The sequence below is a fragment of the Bacteroides hominis genome, assembly GCF_033042785.2.
Lineage (GTDB): Bacteria > Bacteroidota > Bacteroidia > Bacteroidales > Bacteroidaceae > Bacteroides > Bacteroides hominis.
Genome location: NZ_CP178829.1, coordinates 2,070,812 through 2,087,181, shown reverse-complemented (window position 1 = coordinate 2,087,181; position 16,370 = coordinate 2,070,812). Strand labels below are relative to the sequence as shown.

Genomic DNA, 16,370 nt, shown 5'->3' with positions numbered 1-16,370 from the left:
TCTCCGAGAATACGCAATAGAACCGCAATTTGCAATCAAAATGAAGATAATTATTGCTGGTGCCGGAGCTGTAGGCACACACTTGGCTAAATTACTCTCACGCGAGAAACAGGATATTATCCTGATGGATGACGACGAAGAAAAACTAAGCACACTCAGTTCGAACTTTGACCTGATGACTGTCACGGCCTCTCCTTCATCCATCTCCGGCCTGAAAGAGGTAGGCATCAAAGAGGCAGATCTCTTTATAGCCGTCACCCCCGACGAGAGCCGGAACATGACAGCATGTATGCTTGCCACCAATCTGGGAGCCGAAAAGACAGTAGCCCGCATCGACAACTACGAGTACTTGTTGCCGAAGAACAAAGAGTTTTTCCAGAAATTGGGCGTCGACTCACTGATTTACCCGGAGATGCTGGCTGCCAAGGAGATCGTATCGTCCATGCGCATGAGTTGGGTACGCCAATGGTGGGAATTCTGCGGAGGCTCACTGATCCTGATCGGTACAAAGATGCGTGAAAAAGCTGAGATACTGGACGTTACACTGGCCGAGCTGGGTGCACCGGACATCCCCTACCACGTGGTAGCCATCAAACGAGGTACTGAAACCATCATTCCCCGGGGAGACGATACCATCAAGTTACACGATATCGTTTACTTCACCACAACCCGGAAATACATCCCTTACATCCGGAAAATAGCCGGAAAGGAAGAATATGCCGATGTACGCAACGTCATGATCATGGGTGGCAGCCGCATTGCCGTCCGTACGGCGCAGTATGTACCGGATTACATGCAAGTGAAAATCGTAGATAATGATATTAACCGTTGCAATCGCCTGACGGAATTACTGGATGACAAGACAATGATCATCAACGGAGACGGACGGGACATGGACTTGCTCATCGAAGAAGGGCTAAAGAATACGGAAGCTTTCGTAGCCTTGACCGGCAACTCGGAAACCAACATCCTGGCCTGCCTTGCCGCCAAACGCATGGGAGTGAGCAAAACTGTGGCCGAAGTCGAAAATATCGACTACATCGGTATGGCCGAAAGTCTGGATATCGGTACGGTAATCAACAAGAAAATGATTGCTGCCAGCCACATCTACCAGATGATGTTGGATGCGGACGTGTCGAACGTGAAATGCCTGACCTTTGCCAATGCGGACGTAGCGGAATTCACTGTACCCGAAAACGCAAAAATCACCAAAAACAAAGTGAAAGACCTGGGACTGCCCAAGGGGACTACCATCGGCGGCCTGATCCGCAATGGTGAAGGTGTACTGGTTACGGGCGACACCCTTATCCAGGCAGGCGACCACGTCGTCGTATTCTGCCTGAGCATGATGATCAAGAAGATAGAAAAGTACTTTAATTGATGGTATGATAAACTCCAAAATGATATACCGCATTACAGGTTTTCTCTTGCTGATAGAGACCGCCCTGTTACTCTGCTGTGCGGGCGTTTCGCTGATTTACGGTGAAGACGACCTGAACAGTTTCCTATTGTCGGCAGGATTGACCACTCTGGTCGGTATCCTCCTGCTTGCCGTCGGAAAAGGAGCTGAAAAACAACTCAACCGACGCGACGGATATGTCATTGTCAGTGTGGCATGGGTCGTATTCTCCCTCTTCGGAATGCTCCCGTTCTACCTTAGCCATTACATACCAAGCATTACCAACGCCTTCTTTGAGACAATGTCAGGATTCAGCAGTACCGGAGCCACCATTCTTGACGACATAGAGGCACTGCCCCACGGACTCCTTTTCTGGCGAAGCATGACACAATGGATAGGCGGACTGGGTATTGTCTTTTTTACCATTGCCGTACTGCCCATTTTCGGAGTGAGCGGCGTACAGCTTTTCGCAGCCGAATCGAGCGGACCAACTTACGATAAAGTGCACCCCCGTATCGGCGTGACGGCCAAATGGATATGGACGATTTATGCCGGACTGACAGCCATCGAAGTAATTCTGTTGTTATTCGGCGGCATGGGATTGTTTGACAGTATCTGCCATTCGTTCGCCACCACAGGTACAGGAGGCTATTCCACTAAACAAGACAGCATAGCTTACTACAACTCACCTTATATAGAATATGTAATAGGCATTTTTATGTTCCTGTCCGGAATCAACTTTACGCTGCTTCTATTATTATTTACCGGCAAGCTGAAGAAGGTATCCCAGAATGCCGAGCTGAAATGGTACGTCATGTCAGTGATTATCTTTACCGGATTCATCGCAGCGGTACTTTACCGTACTACTTCAATGGGCGCAGAAGAATCATTCCGTAAAGCTTTCTTCCAAGTAGCTTCGCTTCATACTTCCACCGGATTTGTAACGGCCGACTATATGCAATGGGTACCTGTACTCTGGGGAACCCTGACTGTCATTATGCTGATAGGTGCCTGTGCCGGAAGTACCACAGGTGGTATGAAATGCATCCGGATGGTGATTCTCACCAAGGTATCACGGAATGAGTTTAAACACATCGTACACCCGAATGCAGTGCTCCCGGTCCGGGTGAACAAACAGGTCATCTCCCCTTCCATACTCTCGACGGTACTGGCCTTCTCGTTTCTATATGCCGTTATCATCATCATCAGTGTACTATTGATGATGGCAATGGGAGTAGGCTTTACCGAATCCATCGGTACGGTGATTTCAAGTATCGGCAATATGGGTCCCGGACTGGGTAGCTGCGGCCCCGCTTATTCATGGAACGGACTTCCCGAACTGGCAAAATGGTTGTTGTCATTCCTCATGTTGCTGGGACGTCTCGAGCTGTTTACCGTACTGCTTTTATTCAGTTCAGATTTTTGGAAAAGGAATTAGAAACAAGAGGATAACCTCATTTGTTGTATAATATAGAACAATATATGATTTATTAAAAAACCTTTTTTGTCACATGGAGTTTGCAAAAGAGATGAAATTAAATTCTATATTTGCAACCGTTTAAGGAATAGAAATGAAACAAAGCTTAAAATATTATATACTGATAGCGCTTGCCGTGCTGCTTCATTCGGTAACGATGAAGGCGGCAAATACCTCTTATATAATAGAAGATCCGGATCAGGACGAATGTTTTATTTCACAAGCCGCTCCTGCAAACCGGAACATTCTGGAGCGATTCCATTTTTATTGTACCATCATGCCCTGCGAAATGGGTCATGCAGATATTTCTCATGTACCAACGGATAAAAGCTTTATCCGTCCCGAAACGGTCTTCCATAAATACAGAATGAGAAATAATCCCTTATCAGATCATTCAATCTATTCACATACATACAATCCGTCGGATCCACTGACCTACTATGTCTACGGATTAAGGAAAATCATTATTTAGGAAAGCTACAAGCTACGAACAGCGATGCCATTTGTGAACAGATTCACTTGTGTCCTGTAGCTATCAACCCCTTTTCAATCAGTTGTCACTCAGAGGTGTGACGATTTATTGCATCTTTCAGATTATTCAATCTAAACATACTATTGGATTATGAATTTTACATTGTTAGTTGTCGTTCTGCTGACCGCAATTGCCTTTGTCGGTGTGGTGATAGCCCTTTCAAACGCTATCTCACCACGATCGTATAATGCGCAAAAGTTCGAAGCGTATGAATGTGGTATCCCTACACGCGGTAAATCATGGATGCAGTTCCGCGTAGGTTACTACCTGTTTGCTATCCTGTTTCTGATGTTCGACGTCGAAACGGTATTCCTGTTTCCCTGGGCAGTGATTGCCCGCGATCTGGGACCCCAAGGATTAATTAGTATTCTCTTCTTTTTAGTTGTGTTGGTTCTGGGCCTTGCCTATGCCTGGAAGAAAGGAGCACTGGAATGGAAATAATGAAAAAGCCCAAAATAAAGTCTATCCCTTATGAAGACTTCATCGACAACGAATCGTTGGAAAAGATGGTCAAAGAACTCAATGAAGGCGGAGCCAACGTCTTCGTGGGAGTGCTTGACGATCTTATCAACTGGGGACGCAGCAACTCGCTGTGGCCGCTTACTTTCGCAACCAGCTGTTGCGGTATCGAATTCATGGCACTGGGTGCCGCGCGTTATGACATGGCCCGCTTCGGGTTTGAAGTAGCCCGTGCCAGCCCGCGACAGGCCGACATGATTATGGTATGCGGAACCATCACCAATAAAATGGCCCCGGTACTGAAGCGTCTGTATGATCAGATGGCAGATCCCAAATATGTGATTGCCGTAGGAGGATGTGCAGTGAGCGGCGGTCCGTTCCGCAAGTCCTATCATGTGGTAAACGGAGTAGACAAGATTCTTCCGGTCGATGTATACATTCCCGGATGTCCGCCCCGTCCCGAAGCATTCTATTACGGCATGATGCAACTACAACGCAAAGTGAAGATAGAAAAATTCTTCGGAGGAGTAAACCGGAAAGAGAAGAAACCTGAGAAGGAATAAACCCAGATGCATCACAGATTCGCATTAATCATTAAAATATGGAAGAAATAAAATACATAGAACCCGCAGCACTACACGACGAGATGCTGCGTCTGCGTAACGAAAAGCAGATGGACTTTCTCGAAAGCCTGACAGGCATGGACTGGGGAGTGGCAGAGGAAGGCGACGCACCGAACGTAACCCGGGGACTTGGAGTAGTCTACCATCTGGAATCGACCGTAACCGGCGAACGCATCGCTGTAAAAACATCCACAGATAACCGCGAAACTCCGGAAATCCCTTCCGTCAGTGACATCTGGAAAGCGGCCGACTTCAACGAACGTGAAGCATTCGACTATTATGGCATTGTATTCATCGGACATCCCGACATGAGGCGCCTTTATCTGCGTAACGACTGGGTAGGATATCCGATGCGTAAAGATAATAATCCGGAAAAGGATAACCCGTTGCGTATGGACAATGAAGAGACCTATGACACCACGCAGGAAATAGAACTGAACCCGGACGGAACTTACCAAACCCAGGAGAATGTCATCTTTGATGACCGTGAATATGTAGTCAATATCGGACCACAACACCCGGCCACCCACGGAGTAATGCGTTTCCGCGTATCGCTTGAAGGCGAAACCATCAGGAAACTCGATGCCAACTGCGGCTACATCCACCGGGGAATCGAGAAGATGAACGAAAGCCTCACCTATCCGCAAACCCTTGCACTGACCGACCGGCTCGATTATTTAGGAGCACACCAGAACCGCCATGCCCTTTGCATGTGCATCGAAAAAGCAATGGGAATCGAAGTCAGCGAACGTGTGAAGTACATCCGTACCATTATGGACGAACTTCAGCGTATCGACTCCCACCTGCTGTTCTATTCGTGCCTCGCGATGGACTTGGGAGCACTGACCGCTTTCTTCTACGGTTTCCGTGACCGTGAGATGATTCTGGACATGTTCGAAGAGACCTGTGGCGGACGTCTGATTATGAACTATAATACTATTGGTGGGGTACAAGCGGATCTACACCCGAACTTCATCCCGAGAGTGAAAAAATTCATCCCCTACATGCGTGGCATCATTCACGAATATCACGACGTATTTACCGGCAACGTCATTGCCCGGCAACGCCTGAAAGGTGTAGGCGTACTGAGCCGCGAAGATGCTATTTCCTTCGGATGCACCGGTGGTACAGGCCGTGCCAGCGGATGGGCATGCGATGTGCGCAAACGTATGCCTTATGGTGTATATGACAAAGTAGATTTTAAAGAGATCGTTTACACCGAAGGTGACTCTTTTGCCCGCTACATGGTACGTATGGATGAAATTATGGAAAGTCTGAACATCATCGAACAGTTGATAGACAACATTCCGGAAGGACCGATACAGGAGAAGATGAAACCTATCATCCGGGTGCCGGAGGGAAGTTACTACACTGCTGTCGAAGGCAGCCGAGGTGAATTCGGGGTATTCCTCGAGAGCCACGGAGACAAGACCCCCTACCGCCTGCATTACCGTTCGACGGGACTGCCGTTGGTTTCGGCTGTCGATACCATCTGCCGGGGAGCCAAGATTGCCGACCTGATCGCCATTGGCGGAACGCTGGACTATGTGGTGCCGGATATCGACAGATAAGTAAATAGTAAATCGTCTAATCGTAAATATAGCATATGTTTGACTTTAGTATAATAACAAGCTGGATACACCAGACTCTGACCTCCGTCATGCCGGAGGGGCTGGCTGTATTCATTGAATGTGTCGTAATCGGGGTGTGCATTGTGGCCCTGTATGCCATACTTGCCATTCTCCTTATTTATATGGAGCGTAAGGTATGCGGTTTCTTCCAGTGCCGTCTGGGACCGAACCGCGTAGGAAAGTGGGGAAGCATCCAGGTGCTCTGTGACGTGCTTAAGATGATGACCAAAGAAATCATCGAGCTGAAACACTCGGATAAATTCCTCTATAACCTGGCTCCGTTCATGGTGATTATCGCTTCGTTTCTCACCTTCTCCTGCCTGCCCATCAGCAAGGGGCTGGAAGTGCTGGACTTCAACGTGGGTGTATTCTTCCTGTTGGCGGCTTCGAGCATCGGTGTGGTAGGTATCCTGCTGGCCGGATGGGGCTCGAACAACAAGTTCTCACTGATCGGTGCCATGCGAAGCGGTGCACAGATCATCAGTTACGAACTGTCCGTGGGACTCAGTATCCTGACGATGGTGGTACTGATGGGTACCATGCAGTTCTCTGAAATCGTAGAGAGCCAGGCCAACGGATGGTTTATATTCAAGGGACACATCCCGGCGGTGATCGCCTTCATTATCTACCTGATAGCCGGAAACGCAGAATGTAACCGCGGCCCGTTCGACCTTCCCGAAGCGGAAAGTGAGTTGACAGCGGGCTACCATACCGAATATTCGGGTATGCACTTCGGATTCTTCTACCTGGCCGAGTACCTGAATATGTTTATCGTAGCCGCCGTAGCTGCCACTATCTTCCTCGGAGGCTGGATGCCGTTGCATATCGTCGGTCTGGACGGATTCAATGCCGTAATGGATTACATCCCGGGCTTCATCTGGTTCTTTGGCAAGGCATTCTTCGTGGTATTCCTGCTGATGTGGATCAAGTGGACTTTTCCACGTCTGCGCATTGATCAGATATTGAATCTGGAATGGAAATATTTAGTGCCCATTTCGATGGTCAATCTGGTAATCATGGTATTAATCGTAGTCTTCGGACTGCACTTCTAACCCGGAGGACTGAAAAATGAAGAATGAAGAATATACATATTTAGGTGGCCTGATGCAAGGCATCGGCTCCCTGCTGACGGGTATGAAAACCACCATCAAGGTGTATTTCCGGAAGAAAGTAACCGAACAATACCCGGAAAACCGTGCAGAACTCAAGATGTTCGACCGTTTCCGCGGTACATTGACCATGCCTCACAACGAAAACAATGAGCATCGCTGCGTAGCCTGCGGACTGTGCCAGATGGCATGTCCGAATGATACCATCAAAGTGACCAGTGAGACCGTTGAAACGGAAGAGGGTAAAAAGAAGAAAATACTGGCAAAGTATGAGTACGACCTCGGCTCGTGTATCTTCTGCCAACTATGTGTCAATGCCTGCCCGCACGACGCAATCACCTTCGACCAGGTATTTGAGCATGCCGTATTCGACCGGAGCAAGCTCATCCTGCAGCTCAATCACGAAGGCAGTAAAGTAATCGAAAAGAAAAAAGAATAAAAGAATAAAAGAATATGGGACTTACACTTGAAACAGTAGTATTCTACTTTCTGGCAGTGTTCATCATTGCCATGTCCATACTGACGGTGACTACACAACGCATCGTACGTTCGGCCACCTATCTGCTGTTTGTGCTTTTCGGCACAGCAGGCATCTACTTTCTGTTGGGGTATACTTTCCTCGGATCGGTACAGATCATGGTCTATGCCGGAGGTATTGTGGTGCTCTACGTATTCTCCATCCTGCTGACGAGTGGAGAAGGCGACTGGGCGGCTCACCTGAAACGGAGTAAATTCCTGGCGGGACTCGCCACGACCATAGTAGGCGCGGCACTGGTGCTCTTTATCACACTGACCCACAAATTCGTACCGACAAGCGATCCGGAACCGGTAGAAATCAGTATCAAGACCATCGGGCATGCACTGCTAAGCAGCGGCAAATATGGATATGTATTGCCTTTCGAAGCAGTCAGCATACTGTTGCTGGCTTGTATCGTAGGCGGATTATTAATTGCACGTAAAAGATAGAAAGATATGATGATACACATGGAATATTATCTGGTGGTTTCTACCATCATGATGTTTGCAGGAATATACGGGTTCTTCACCCGGCGCAACACACTTGCAATCCTGATCTCTGTGGAACTGATGCTGAATGCGACCGATATCAACTTTGCCGTATTCAACCGTTTCCTTTTCCCCGGAGAGCTGGAAGGATATTTCTTTGCCCTGTTCTCCATCGCCATCTCGGCTGCGGAAACAGCTATCGCCATTGCCATCATGATTAATATTTACCGCAATATACGCAGTATACAGGTAAAGAATCTCGATGAATTAAAATGGTAGGCAGAGCATACCTCCTGCAGTATAAACATAGTATAATATACAACAACAGATAGATTATGGAATATACAATTCTGATCCTTCTTCTCCCTTTCCTCTCCTTCCTGACAACAGGGATAGGAGGTAAGTGGATGAGCCACCGGACAGCGGGCACCATTGGCACGCTGGTATTGGCAGCGGTGACCGTACTTTCGTACATCACGGCCATACAATACTTTTCGGCTCCCCGCCTGGCGGACGGAACGTTCGCCACGCTCATTCCTTATAACTTCGAATGGCTTCCGTTTACGGAGACACTGACATTCAACCTGGGCATCCTGCTCGACCCTATTTCGGTAATGATGCTGATCGTGATCTCCACTGTCAGCCTGATGGTACATATCTACTCCTTCGGCTATATGAAAGGTGAACGAGGATTCCAGCGATATTACGCATTCCTATCCTTGTTCACCATGTCGATGCTCGGACTGGTAGTGGCAACCAATATCTTCCAGATGTATTTATTCTGGGAACTGGTAGGTGTATCTTCTTATCTGCTGATAGGCTTCTACTATACCCGCCCGGCAGCCATTGCCGCCAGCAAAAAGGCGTTCATCGTAACCCGCTTCGCCGACCTGGGATTCCTGATCGGTATCCTGCTATACGGATATTACGGAGGTACATTCGGCTTCACTCCCGACACAGTTTCGATGTTGAGCGGTGGCGCCAGCATGTTACCTCTGGCCCTCGGACTGATGTTTGTCGGCGGTGCCGGCAAGAGTGCCATGTTCCCGCTGCACATCTGGTTACCGGATGCCATGGAAGGTCCGACTCCTGTCAGTGCATTGATTCATGCCGCTACCATGGTGGTAGCCGGTGTCTATCTGGTGGCACGCATGTTCCCTCTCTTCATCGAATATGCACCGGACGTACTGCACCTGATCGGATGGGTGGGCGCTTTCACTGCATTTTATGCAGCCAGCGTGGCTTGCGTACAGAGTGATATCAAGCGTGTACTTGCTTTTTCCACCATCTCACAAATCGGCTTTATGATTGTGGCATTAGGTGTCTGCACCTCTTCCGACCCGCATCACGGAGGACTGGGCTATATGGCCGGCATGTTCCATCTTTTCACACATGCCATGTTCAAGGCATTGCTCTTCCTGGGTGCCGGCAGCATCATTCATGCCGTACATTCCAACGAGATGTCCGCCATGGGCGGACTCCGTAAGTACATGCCGATTACGCATATCACCTTCCTGATAGCCTGTCTTGCCATCGCGGGTATCCCTCCGTTCTCAGGTTTCTTCTCTAAAGATGAAATTCTGGCAGCTTGCTTCCAGTACAGCCCTGTGATGGGTTGGGTGATGACAATCATCGCGGCTATGACTGCCTTCTATATGTTCCGTCTCTACTACGGCATTTTCTGGGCCGGTGTAACGCCCGGACAAAAGTCGGCAAGCAATGGAGTAAGTGACGCACACACTCCACACGAGTCTCCCCTGACCATGACTGTTCCGTTAATCTTCCTGGCTGCCGTCACTTGTGTGGCCGGTTTCATTCCTTTCGGACATTTCATCAGTGCCAACGGTGAATCGTATACCATTCATCTGGAAACTTCAGTGGCCGTCACCAGCGTAGTGATTGCCGTGGGCTCCATCGTTCTGGCCACTTGCATGTACCTGCGTCCGCAACAGCCATTGGCAGATAAACTTGCCAAACGGTTCGCCGGACTGCACCGGGCAGCCTACCACCGTTTCTATATCGACGAAGTATATCAGTTCATCACGCACCGCATCATCTTCCGTTGCATCTCTACGCCGATCGCTTGGTTCGACCGCCACGTAGTAGACGGATTCTTCAACTTCATAGCTTGGGGAACCCACGCCACAAGCGACGAGATACGGGGACTGCAAAGCGGACGTGTACAGCAATACGCTTACGTATTCTTGCTTGGAGCATTGATACTGATCTTAATATTAATCTTATAAAGCACAAAAGATATGAACTTTTTATCCTTATTCGTACTCATTCCTCTGCTGATGCTTGGCGGGTTATACCTTGCCAAAGGCATTAAAGCCATCCGTGGAGTGATGGTAGCGGGAAGTACAGCGTTGCTTATCCTGAGTATTGTGCTGACGTTCCTTTATTTAGGCGAGCGCCAGGCAGGAGCCACAGCCGAAATGCTGTTCCGTGCCGACACAGTATGGTATGCTCCCCTCCACATATCCTATTCAGTAGGAGTCGACGGAATATCGGTAGCCATGCTGCTGCTTAGTGCCGTCATTGTTTTCACCGGTACCTTCGCTTCCTGGAAGCTGCAACCGCTGACCAAAGAATACTTCCTGTGGTTCACACTCCTGTCGATGGGAGTATTCGGATTCTTCATCTCCATCGATCTGTTCACCATGTTCATGTTCTACGAAATCGCGTTGATCCCGATGTATCTGCTGATCGGTGTATGGGGCTCGGGACGCAAGGAATACGCAGCCATGAAGCTGACCCTGATGTTGATGGGTGGTTCGGCTTTCTTGCTGATCGGTATTCTGGGCATCTTCTTCGGTGCCGGCGGGACGACAATGAACATCCTCGAAATAGCCCGGCTGCACAACATCCCGTTCGCACAACAGTGCATCTGGTTCCCGCTCACCTTCCTGGGATTCGGCGTACTGGGCGCACTCTTTCCTTTCCACACATGGAGCCCCGACGGTCATGCCTCGGCACCGACTGCCGTCTCCATGCTGCATGCCGGCGTACTGATGAAACTGGGAGGTTACGGATGTTTCCGCATCGCCATGTACCTGATGCCGGAAGCTGCCAACGAACTGGGCTGGATCTTCCTGATCCTGACAGGTATATCGGTTGTATACGGTGCCTTCAGCGCTTGTGTGCAAACCGACCTGAAGTATATTAATGCCTACTCGTCAGTGAGCCACTGTGGTCTGGTGCTCTTCGCTATCCTGATGATGAACCAGACAGCCGCCACCGGTGCAGTGCTCCAGATGCTCAGCCACGGGTTAATGACAGCATTGTTCTTCGCCCTCATCGGTATGATATACGGACGTACACATACCCGCGACGTACGCGAGTTGAACGGACTGATGAAAGTGATGCCGTTCCTCAGTGTCTGCTATGTAATTGCCGGACTTGCCAACCTGGGACTTCCGGGACTCAGCGGCTTCGTAGCCGAGATGACCATCTTTGTCGGTTCATTCCAGAACTTCGATGTGTTCCACCGCACACTGACCATTATCGCTTGTTCATCCATTGTCATTACTGCGGTCTATATCCTCCGGCTGGTAGGCAAGATTCTGTATGGGACTTGTACCAACAAGCATCACCTGGCACTGACAGACGCAACTTGGGATGAACGCTTCGCCGTTATCTGTCTCATTATTTGTGTTGCCGGACTGGGTATGGCTCCTTTCTGGGTAAGCCACATGATCGGCGAAAGTGTATTGCCCGTTGTTTCACACTTAATACCATAAAAAGAAGATGGATTATTCACAATTTCTATATATGAAAGAGGAGCTATCGCTGATAGCGGTTATCCTCATCCTGTTTGTGGTCGACCTGTTTACCTGCCCGGACCATAAAGGCACGGCTCCCAAACTACCTACCAGGTCGCTTACCTTGCCGGCTGTCATCCTGCTGACCATCCACACCGTAATCAACCTCTTCCCCGGAGCTCCGGCGGAGGCTTTCGGCGGAATGTATCAGTATGCACCGATGCAAACCATCATCAAAGCAGTGCTCAACGTAGGTACTCTCATCGTGATACTGATGGCCCACGAATGGCTGAAGCGTGAAGACACCAGCATCAAGCAGGGAGAGTTTTATGTCCTGACACTCTCCACCCTGTTAGGTATGTATTTCATGATCTCTGCCGGACACTTCCTGATGTTCTTCATCGGGCTGGAAATGGCGAGTATCCCTATGGCCGCACTGGTGGCATTCGACAAATACCGCCACCACTCCGCAGAAGCAGGTGCCAAGTATATCCTGACAGCTCTGTTCTCAAGTGCCTTGCTGCTGTTCGGTCTTTCGATGATTTACGGAACGTCAGGCACTCTCTACTTCGATGACCTGCCCGGGCACATTACAGGTAACATGCTTCAGGTCATGGCTTTCGTGTTCTTCTTTGCCGGCATGGGATTCAAGATCTCCCTGGTTCCCTTCCATCTCTGGACCGCCGACGTATACGAAGGTGCACCTACGGCCGTGACCTCCTATTTAAGTGTGATCTCCAAAGGATCGGCAGCTTTCGTGCTGATGACCATCCTGACGAAAGTATTTGCACCGATGACGGCACAATGGCAGGAAGTACTGTTCTGGGTAACTATTGCCTCAATCACCATTGCCAATCTCTTTGCCATCCGCCAGCAGAACCTAAAACGTTTCATGGCATTCTCAGCCATCTCTCAGGCCGGATACATCATGCTGGGTGTCATAGGTGGCAGTGCGATGGGAATGACCGCCCTGGTTTATTATGTACTGGTTTACCTGGCAGCAAACTTAGGTGTGTTTGCGGTTATCTCGATTGTGGAGCAACGTAGCAACAAGGTAGAAATAAACGACTATAACGGACTGTACCGGACAAACCCCAAACTGGCTTTCATCATGACACTTGCCCTGTTCTCACTGGCCGGTATCCCTCCGTTTGCGGGTTTCTTCTCCAAGTTCTTCATCTTCATGGCCGCATTCAACAGTGGGTTCCATTTACTGGTATTCATTGCCCTGATCAACACAGTAGTTTCACTCTACTACTACCTGCTGATCGTGAAAGCCATGTATATCAATCCCAACGAAGAACCCATCCCCGCTTTCCGCAGTGACGGTTATACCAAGTTAAGTCTCGCACTTTGTACATTGGGCATCATAGCCTTAGGTATCGCAAGCTGCATCTATCAGGGAATCGATAAGTTTGCTTAACCATATTTCACCACAGAGGACGCAGAGGACACAGAGAAGGAGATAAAGATACGTTATCCATTAGGATAATAATATCTTCGGTTTCCCTCTGCGTCCTCTGTGTCCTCTGTGGTGAAATGTCTTTTGCTATGAAAGCCCCTATTTCGGAATGGTGAACCAGAACCGGGAGCCCTTTCCCTCTTCCGAATCCACTCCTATGACTCCGCCTAACTGCTCTACGATGCTTTTGCAGATGGAAAGCCCGAGGCCGGTTCCATGAATAAAGGTGTTCAACTTGACGAAACGCTCAAAGATATGAGGCAGTTGCCCTGCGGGAATTCCAATTCCCGTATCCCGCACATAAAACTCCACGCACTCTTCTTTTTCTTCGTATCCCACGCGGATACTGCCCGATGAAGTAAACTTCAAAGCATTGTTCACGAAATTAGAGATAACCTGATGCAGGCGGTTCCGGTCACTCACCACGCTGCATTCCGACGGATGCGGATCAAAAACCAACTCAACTCCTTGTGGTACCTTGATCTGGGAACTGCGGACAATATCTTCACAAAGCATATTCACATCCGTCTCGCCATAGGTGAATTCAAATGTCCCCGCCTCTATTTTCGACAGGTCTAAAATATCAGAGATCAGCTGTAACAGCAAGTCGTTATTCTCTTGTACAATCTTAATGTATTCACGACGTTCTTCCAGATCTTCCGTATCCACCAGCAACCCCGAGAAGCCGACAATCGCATTGAGCGGTGTACGTATCTCATGACTCATATTCGCAAGAAAAGCACTCTTCAGGCGGTCCATCGTTTCAGCTTTCTCTTTAGCCTCGATAAGCATGGCTTCCGTCTCTTTCAGTTCGGTAATGTCATAGTTAATGCCGATGATCTCTATCTCCCCGTTATCCGGTTCAAACTTGGTAACCACCACATTCATGCGCACCCAGTTCCACTCATCGGCAGTGCCGGGCTTCAACACACGCATTTCGCTACGGAAATCCTTCTCCTCACCCTTCAATACCTTTTCGTAGAAATCAACGACTTTCTGCCTGTCTTCCGGATGCATCTTATCATAGACTCCCACAACCGACGACAGCGGAATATCCTCAGGCTCGCCCATATTCTTATACCACTGTTTGATGGCATAACCACGTTTGGTAAGCAAGTTCAGTTTAGCATACCCCACCTTTGCATAGTCTGATATCAGCAGGAAGAAGTTCTCAAAATCACGGATACGGTTAATGGCGTCGATACGCTCCGTATTATCGATATTAATCAATACATATCCGTTGAAGTTCCCCTGACTGTCAAACAGCTTACTGACCTTTGTATAGAGTTCAATCATCTTCTGTCTATCCGAGTGGAAATAGTCGCCTGCCCTCTCAAAAGAGTAATTCAGCCTGAAATCCACCAAATCCTCGTTCCGCACCCGTTCCCTGATTTCAAGAGGCACATTCGGGTTCTCAAAGAAGCTGACACCTATTACATCCGCTTTATCCTTCACCCCAAAGGTCTCCATGTCCCAGTTGTTCAAATCGAGCAGATAGCCATCCTTATCATAAAGCTCCACTCCGGCAGGAATATTGGCAAAGATACTCTTGAAGAGCTTTTCGCTGCGATCCAAAGCCCTATGGGCACGTACTGTCTCCGTAGAGTCCAGAAACAAGGAAACCACCTCGTCTTTCTCCGGAGAATATATGATGCAATGGGAACTGCGCTGGGAGCGATCAAAGAAGACATCCGTCTCTTTATGCACATTATCTTCAATAACGTCCACCAGATAGTCTATTGGTGCTTTCGTATCTGCATACAGTTCACTACCCAGACGCCCCACATAATCCGAAAGAGGCAATCCGATCAGTTCCGAACTCAGATCATTGGCATCGGCTATCCGGTAGTCGCAAGGTTTCCCGCCGGCATCCCGGATGATAGACATACGCACATATCCCATCGGCATGAAGCGGAACAGGTTACGCAAGAAAGAACGTTCGCGGATGGCATCATCTTTTGCTTTGCGCAGTTCGATGCAGATACTGATTATATTGGCCAAAGACGACAACCACTGGAAATCTTCATTACTCCAGTTGCGGTAATTCTCCACAAGGTCGATTCCCATATATCCCCATACATGTTCGCCCGCTATCAGCGGAGTGACCATCAGCGACTTGATGTTCTGGCGGCTGAGGATGGCATATTCGGATTTCGCATGTTTCGGAAGCTGATCCAATGAATCCAGTATCACCGGCTTACCCGATAAGGTCTGACTCGTCCACCAGGGCAAACTGTCGGTAGCGATGCGTTGCAGGCTTTCAATCTCCGCCGGCACTCCCTCTGCCACCACTTCATAGGTACAGTCCTGATAACGGTAATATTCATCATACTCAAAGATATACACCCGTCCGCCACGAAAAAGGTCGAGGATATCTTTCAATATATCCATGATACAAAGGTCCACACTGTCATCTTTCAGGAAGCGCAACAGCGAATGGGAAATGGAGTTCTGACGATACAGCAAATCGTTTACACGCTCCAGGATACGTTCTGAGGTTTCATTGGGAGCCTCTACCCGTTGTATGGTACCGAAGGAAATGATCCCCCTGCCCGGCACTTCCTCCCGATTGCCCAGGCGTGTATGCAACCAGATGATTCCCTCTTTGGAATAAATGGGAAAGGTCTGTTCATAAAACTCCCGGTGTATAGAAGCATTGAACTCCCGAACTATCTGTTCCTGATAGTCCTTCCGTACCCGTTCTCTGAAATCCATAAAAGAGATAGTATTACCTTCCAGTCCTAATAAATCACATAGATATTCTGAGCATAAATAGTGTCCGGCTGTGAAGTCAGCTTCCCACCACCCGATCTGTGCCATGGAGGCCATTCGCCGTAACCGTTCGATATCGTTATCCATAAAAGTAGTTTACAGGGGTATATGTTTGTCTGCTGTAAGTATGCAAAATT

General features: G+C 48.7%; 14 protein-coding genes. 13 read left to right on the top strand and 1 reads right to left on the bottom strand.

Annotated features, from left to right (window positions below):
• Positions 1 to 40: 40 nt before the first annotated feature.
• The 13 genes from trkA to R3O62_RS08740 all read left to right on the top strand — a co-directional run bounded on the left by trkA (position 41) and on the right by R3O62_RS08740 (position 13,422).
• On the top strand, positions 41 to 1,381 hold the full coding sequence (gene trkA / locus R3O62_RS08800; RefSeq protein WP_005775589.1) for a Trk system potassium transporter TrkA: 1,341 nt from the start codon (positions 41 to 43) through the stop codon (positions 1,379 to 1,381).
• Between the two features lie 4 nt (positions 1,382 to 1,385).
• Entirely contained in the window at positions 1,386 to 2,837 is a 1,452-nt protein-coding gene (locus tag R3O62_RS08795) for a TrkH family potassium uptake protein (protein ID WP_005775588.1), read from the top strand.
• Positions 2,838 to 2,970: 133 nt separating this feature from the next.
• On the top strand, positions 2,971 to 3,348 hold the full coding sequence (locus R3O62_RS08790) for a hypothetical protein (RefSeq protein ID WP_005775587.1): 378 nt from the start codon (positions 2,971 to 2,973) through the stop codon (positions 3,346 to 3,348).
• 150 nt (positions 3,349 to 3,498) lie between these two features.
• Entirely contained in the window at positions 3,499 to 3,849 is a 351-nt protein-coding gene (locus R3O62_RS08785; protein WP_005775585.1) for an NADH-quinone oxidoreductase subunit A, read from the top strand.
• Positions 3,840 to 4,430 carry an NADH-quinone oxidoreductase subunit B gene (locus R3O62_RS08780; protein WP_032531159.1) on the top strand — a complete coding sequence of 197 codons (591 nt, stop codon included), beginning with the start codon at positions 3,840 to 3,842 and terminating at the stop codon, positions 4,428 to 4,430. The genes R3O62_RS08785 and R3O62_RS08780 overlap by 10 nt, the downstream gene beginning before the upstream one ends.
• A gap of 38 nt (positions 4,431 to 4,468) precedes the next feature.
• Positions 4,469 to 6,061: an NADH-quinone oxidoreductase subunit D gene (locus R3O62_RS08775; RefSeq protein ID WP_032543496.1), complete on the top strand. Its 1,593-nt coding sequence runs from the start codon at positions 4,469 to 4,471 to the stop codon at positions 6,059 to 6,061.
• 35 nt (positions 6,062 to 6,096) lie between these two features.
• On the top strand, positions 6,097 to 7,173 hold the full coding sequence (nuoH, locus tag R3O62_RS08770; RefSeq protein ID WP_005775582.1) for an NADH-quinone oxidoreductase subunit NuoH: 1,077 nt from the start codon (positions 6,097 to 6,099) through the stop codon (positions 7,171 to 7,173).
• Positions 7,174 to 7,189: 16 nt separating this feature from the next.
• Positions 7,190 to 7,669, top strand: coding sequence for a NuoI/complex I 23 kDa subunit family protein (locus R3O62_RS08765; protein WP_005775581.1), 480 nt, complete (start codon positions 7,190 to 7,192; stop codon positions 7,667 to 7,669).
• Between the two features lie 14 nt (positions 7,670 to 7,683).
• On the top strand, positions 7,684 to 8,196 hold the full coding sequence (locus R3O62_RS08760) for an NADH-quinone oxidoreductase subunit J (protein ID WP_317472967.1): 513 nt from the start codon (positions 7,684 to 7,686) through the stop codon (positions 8,194 to 8,196).
• 9 nt (positions 8,197 to 8,205) lie between these two features.
• Complete coding sequence (gene nuoK / locus R3O62_RS08755) at positions 8,206 to 8,514, top strand: NADH-quinone oxidoreductase subunit NuoK (protein ID WP_005775579.1); 309 nt, start codon at positions 8,206 to 8,208, stop codon at positions 8,512 to 8,514.
• Between the two features lie 56 nt (positions 8,515 to 8,570).
• Complete coding sequence (gene nuoL / locus R3O62_RS08750) at positions 8,571 to 10,481, top strand: NADH-quinone oxidoreductase subunit L (protein ID WP_005810248.1); 1,911 nt, start codon at positions 8,571 to 8,573, stop codon at positions 10,479 to 10,481.
• A 12-nt stretch (positions 10,482 to 10,493) separates the two neighbouring features.
• Entirely contained in the window at positions 10,494 to 11,978 is a 1,485-nt protein-coding gene (locus tag R3O62_RS08745; protein WP_005810250.1) for a complex I subunit 4 family protein, read from the top strand.
• A gap of 7 nt (positions 11,979 to 11,985) precedes the next feature.
• Positions 11,986 to 13,422 (top strand): NADH-quinone oxidoreductase subunit N, encoded by a 1,437-nt coding sequence (locus R3O62_RS08740; protein WP_005810251.1) that lies wholly within the window; start codon positions 11,986 to 11,988, stop codon positions 13,420 to 13,422.
• Between the two features lie 138 nt (positions 13,423 to 13,560).
• Here the strand turns inward: R3O62_RS08740 and R3O62_RS08735 are convergent, their stop codons facing one another.
• Positions 13,561 to 16,320, bottom strand: a complete 2,760-nt coding sequence (locus R3O62_RS08735) for an ATP-binding protein (protein ID WP_005810253.1) — start codon at positions 16,318 to 16,320, stop codon at positions 13,561 to 13,563.
• Between the last annotated feature and the right edge of the window lie 50 nt (positions 16,321 to 16,370).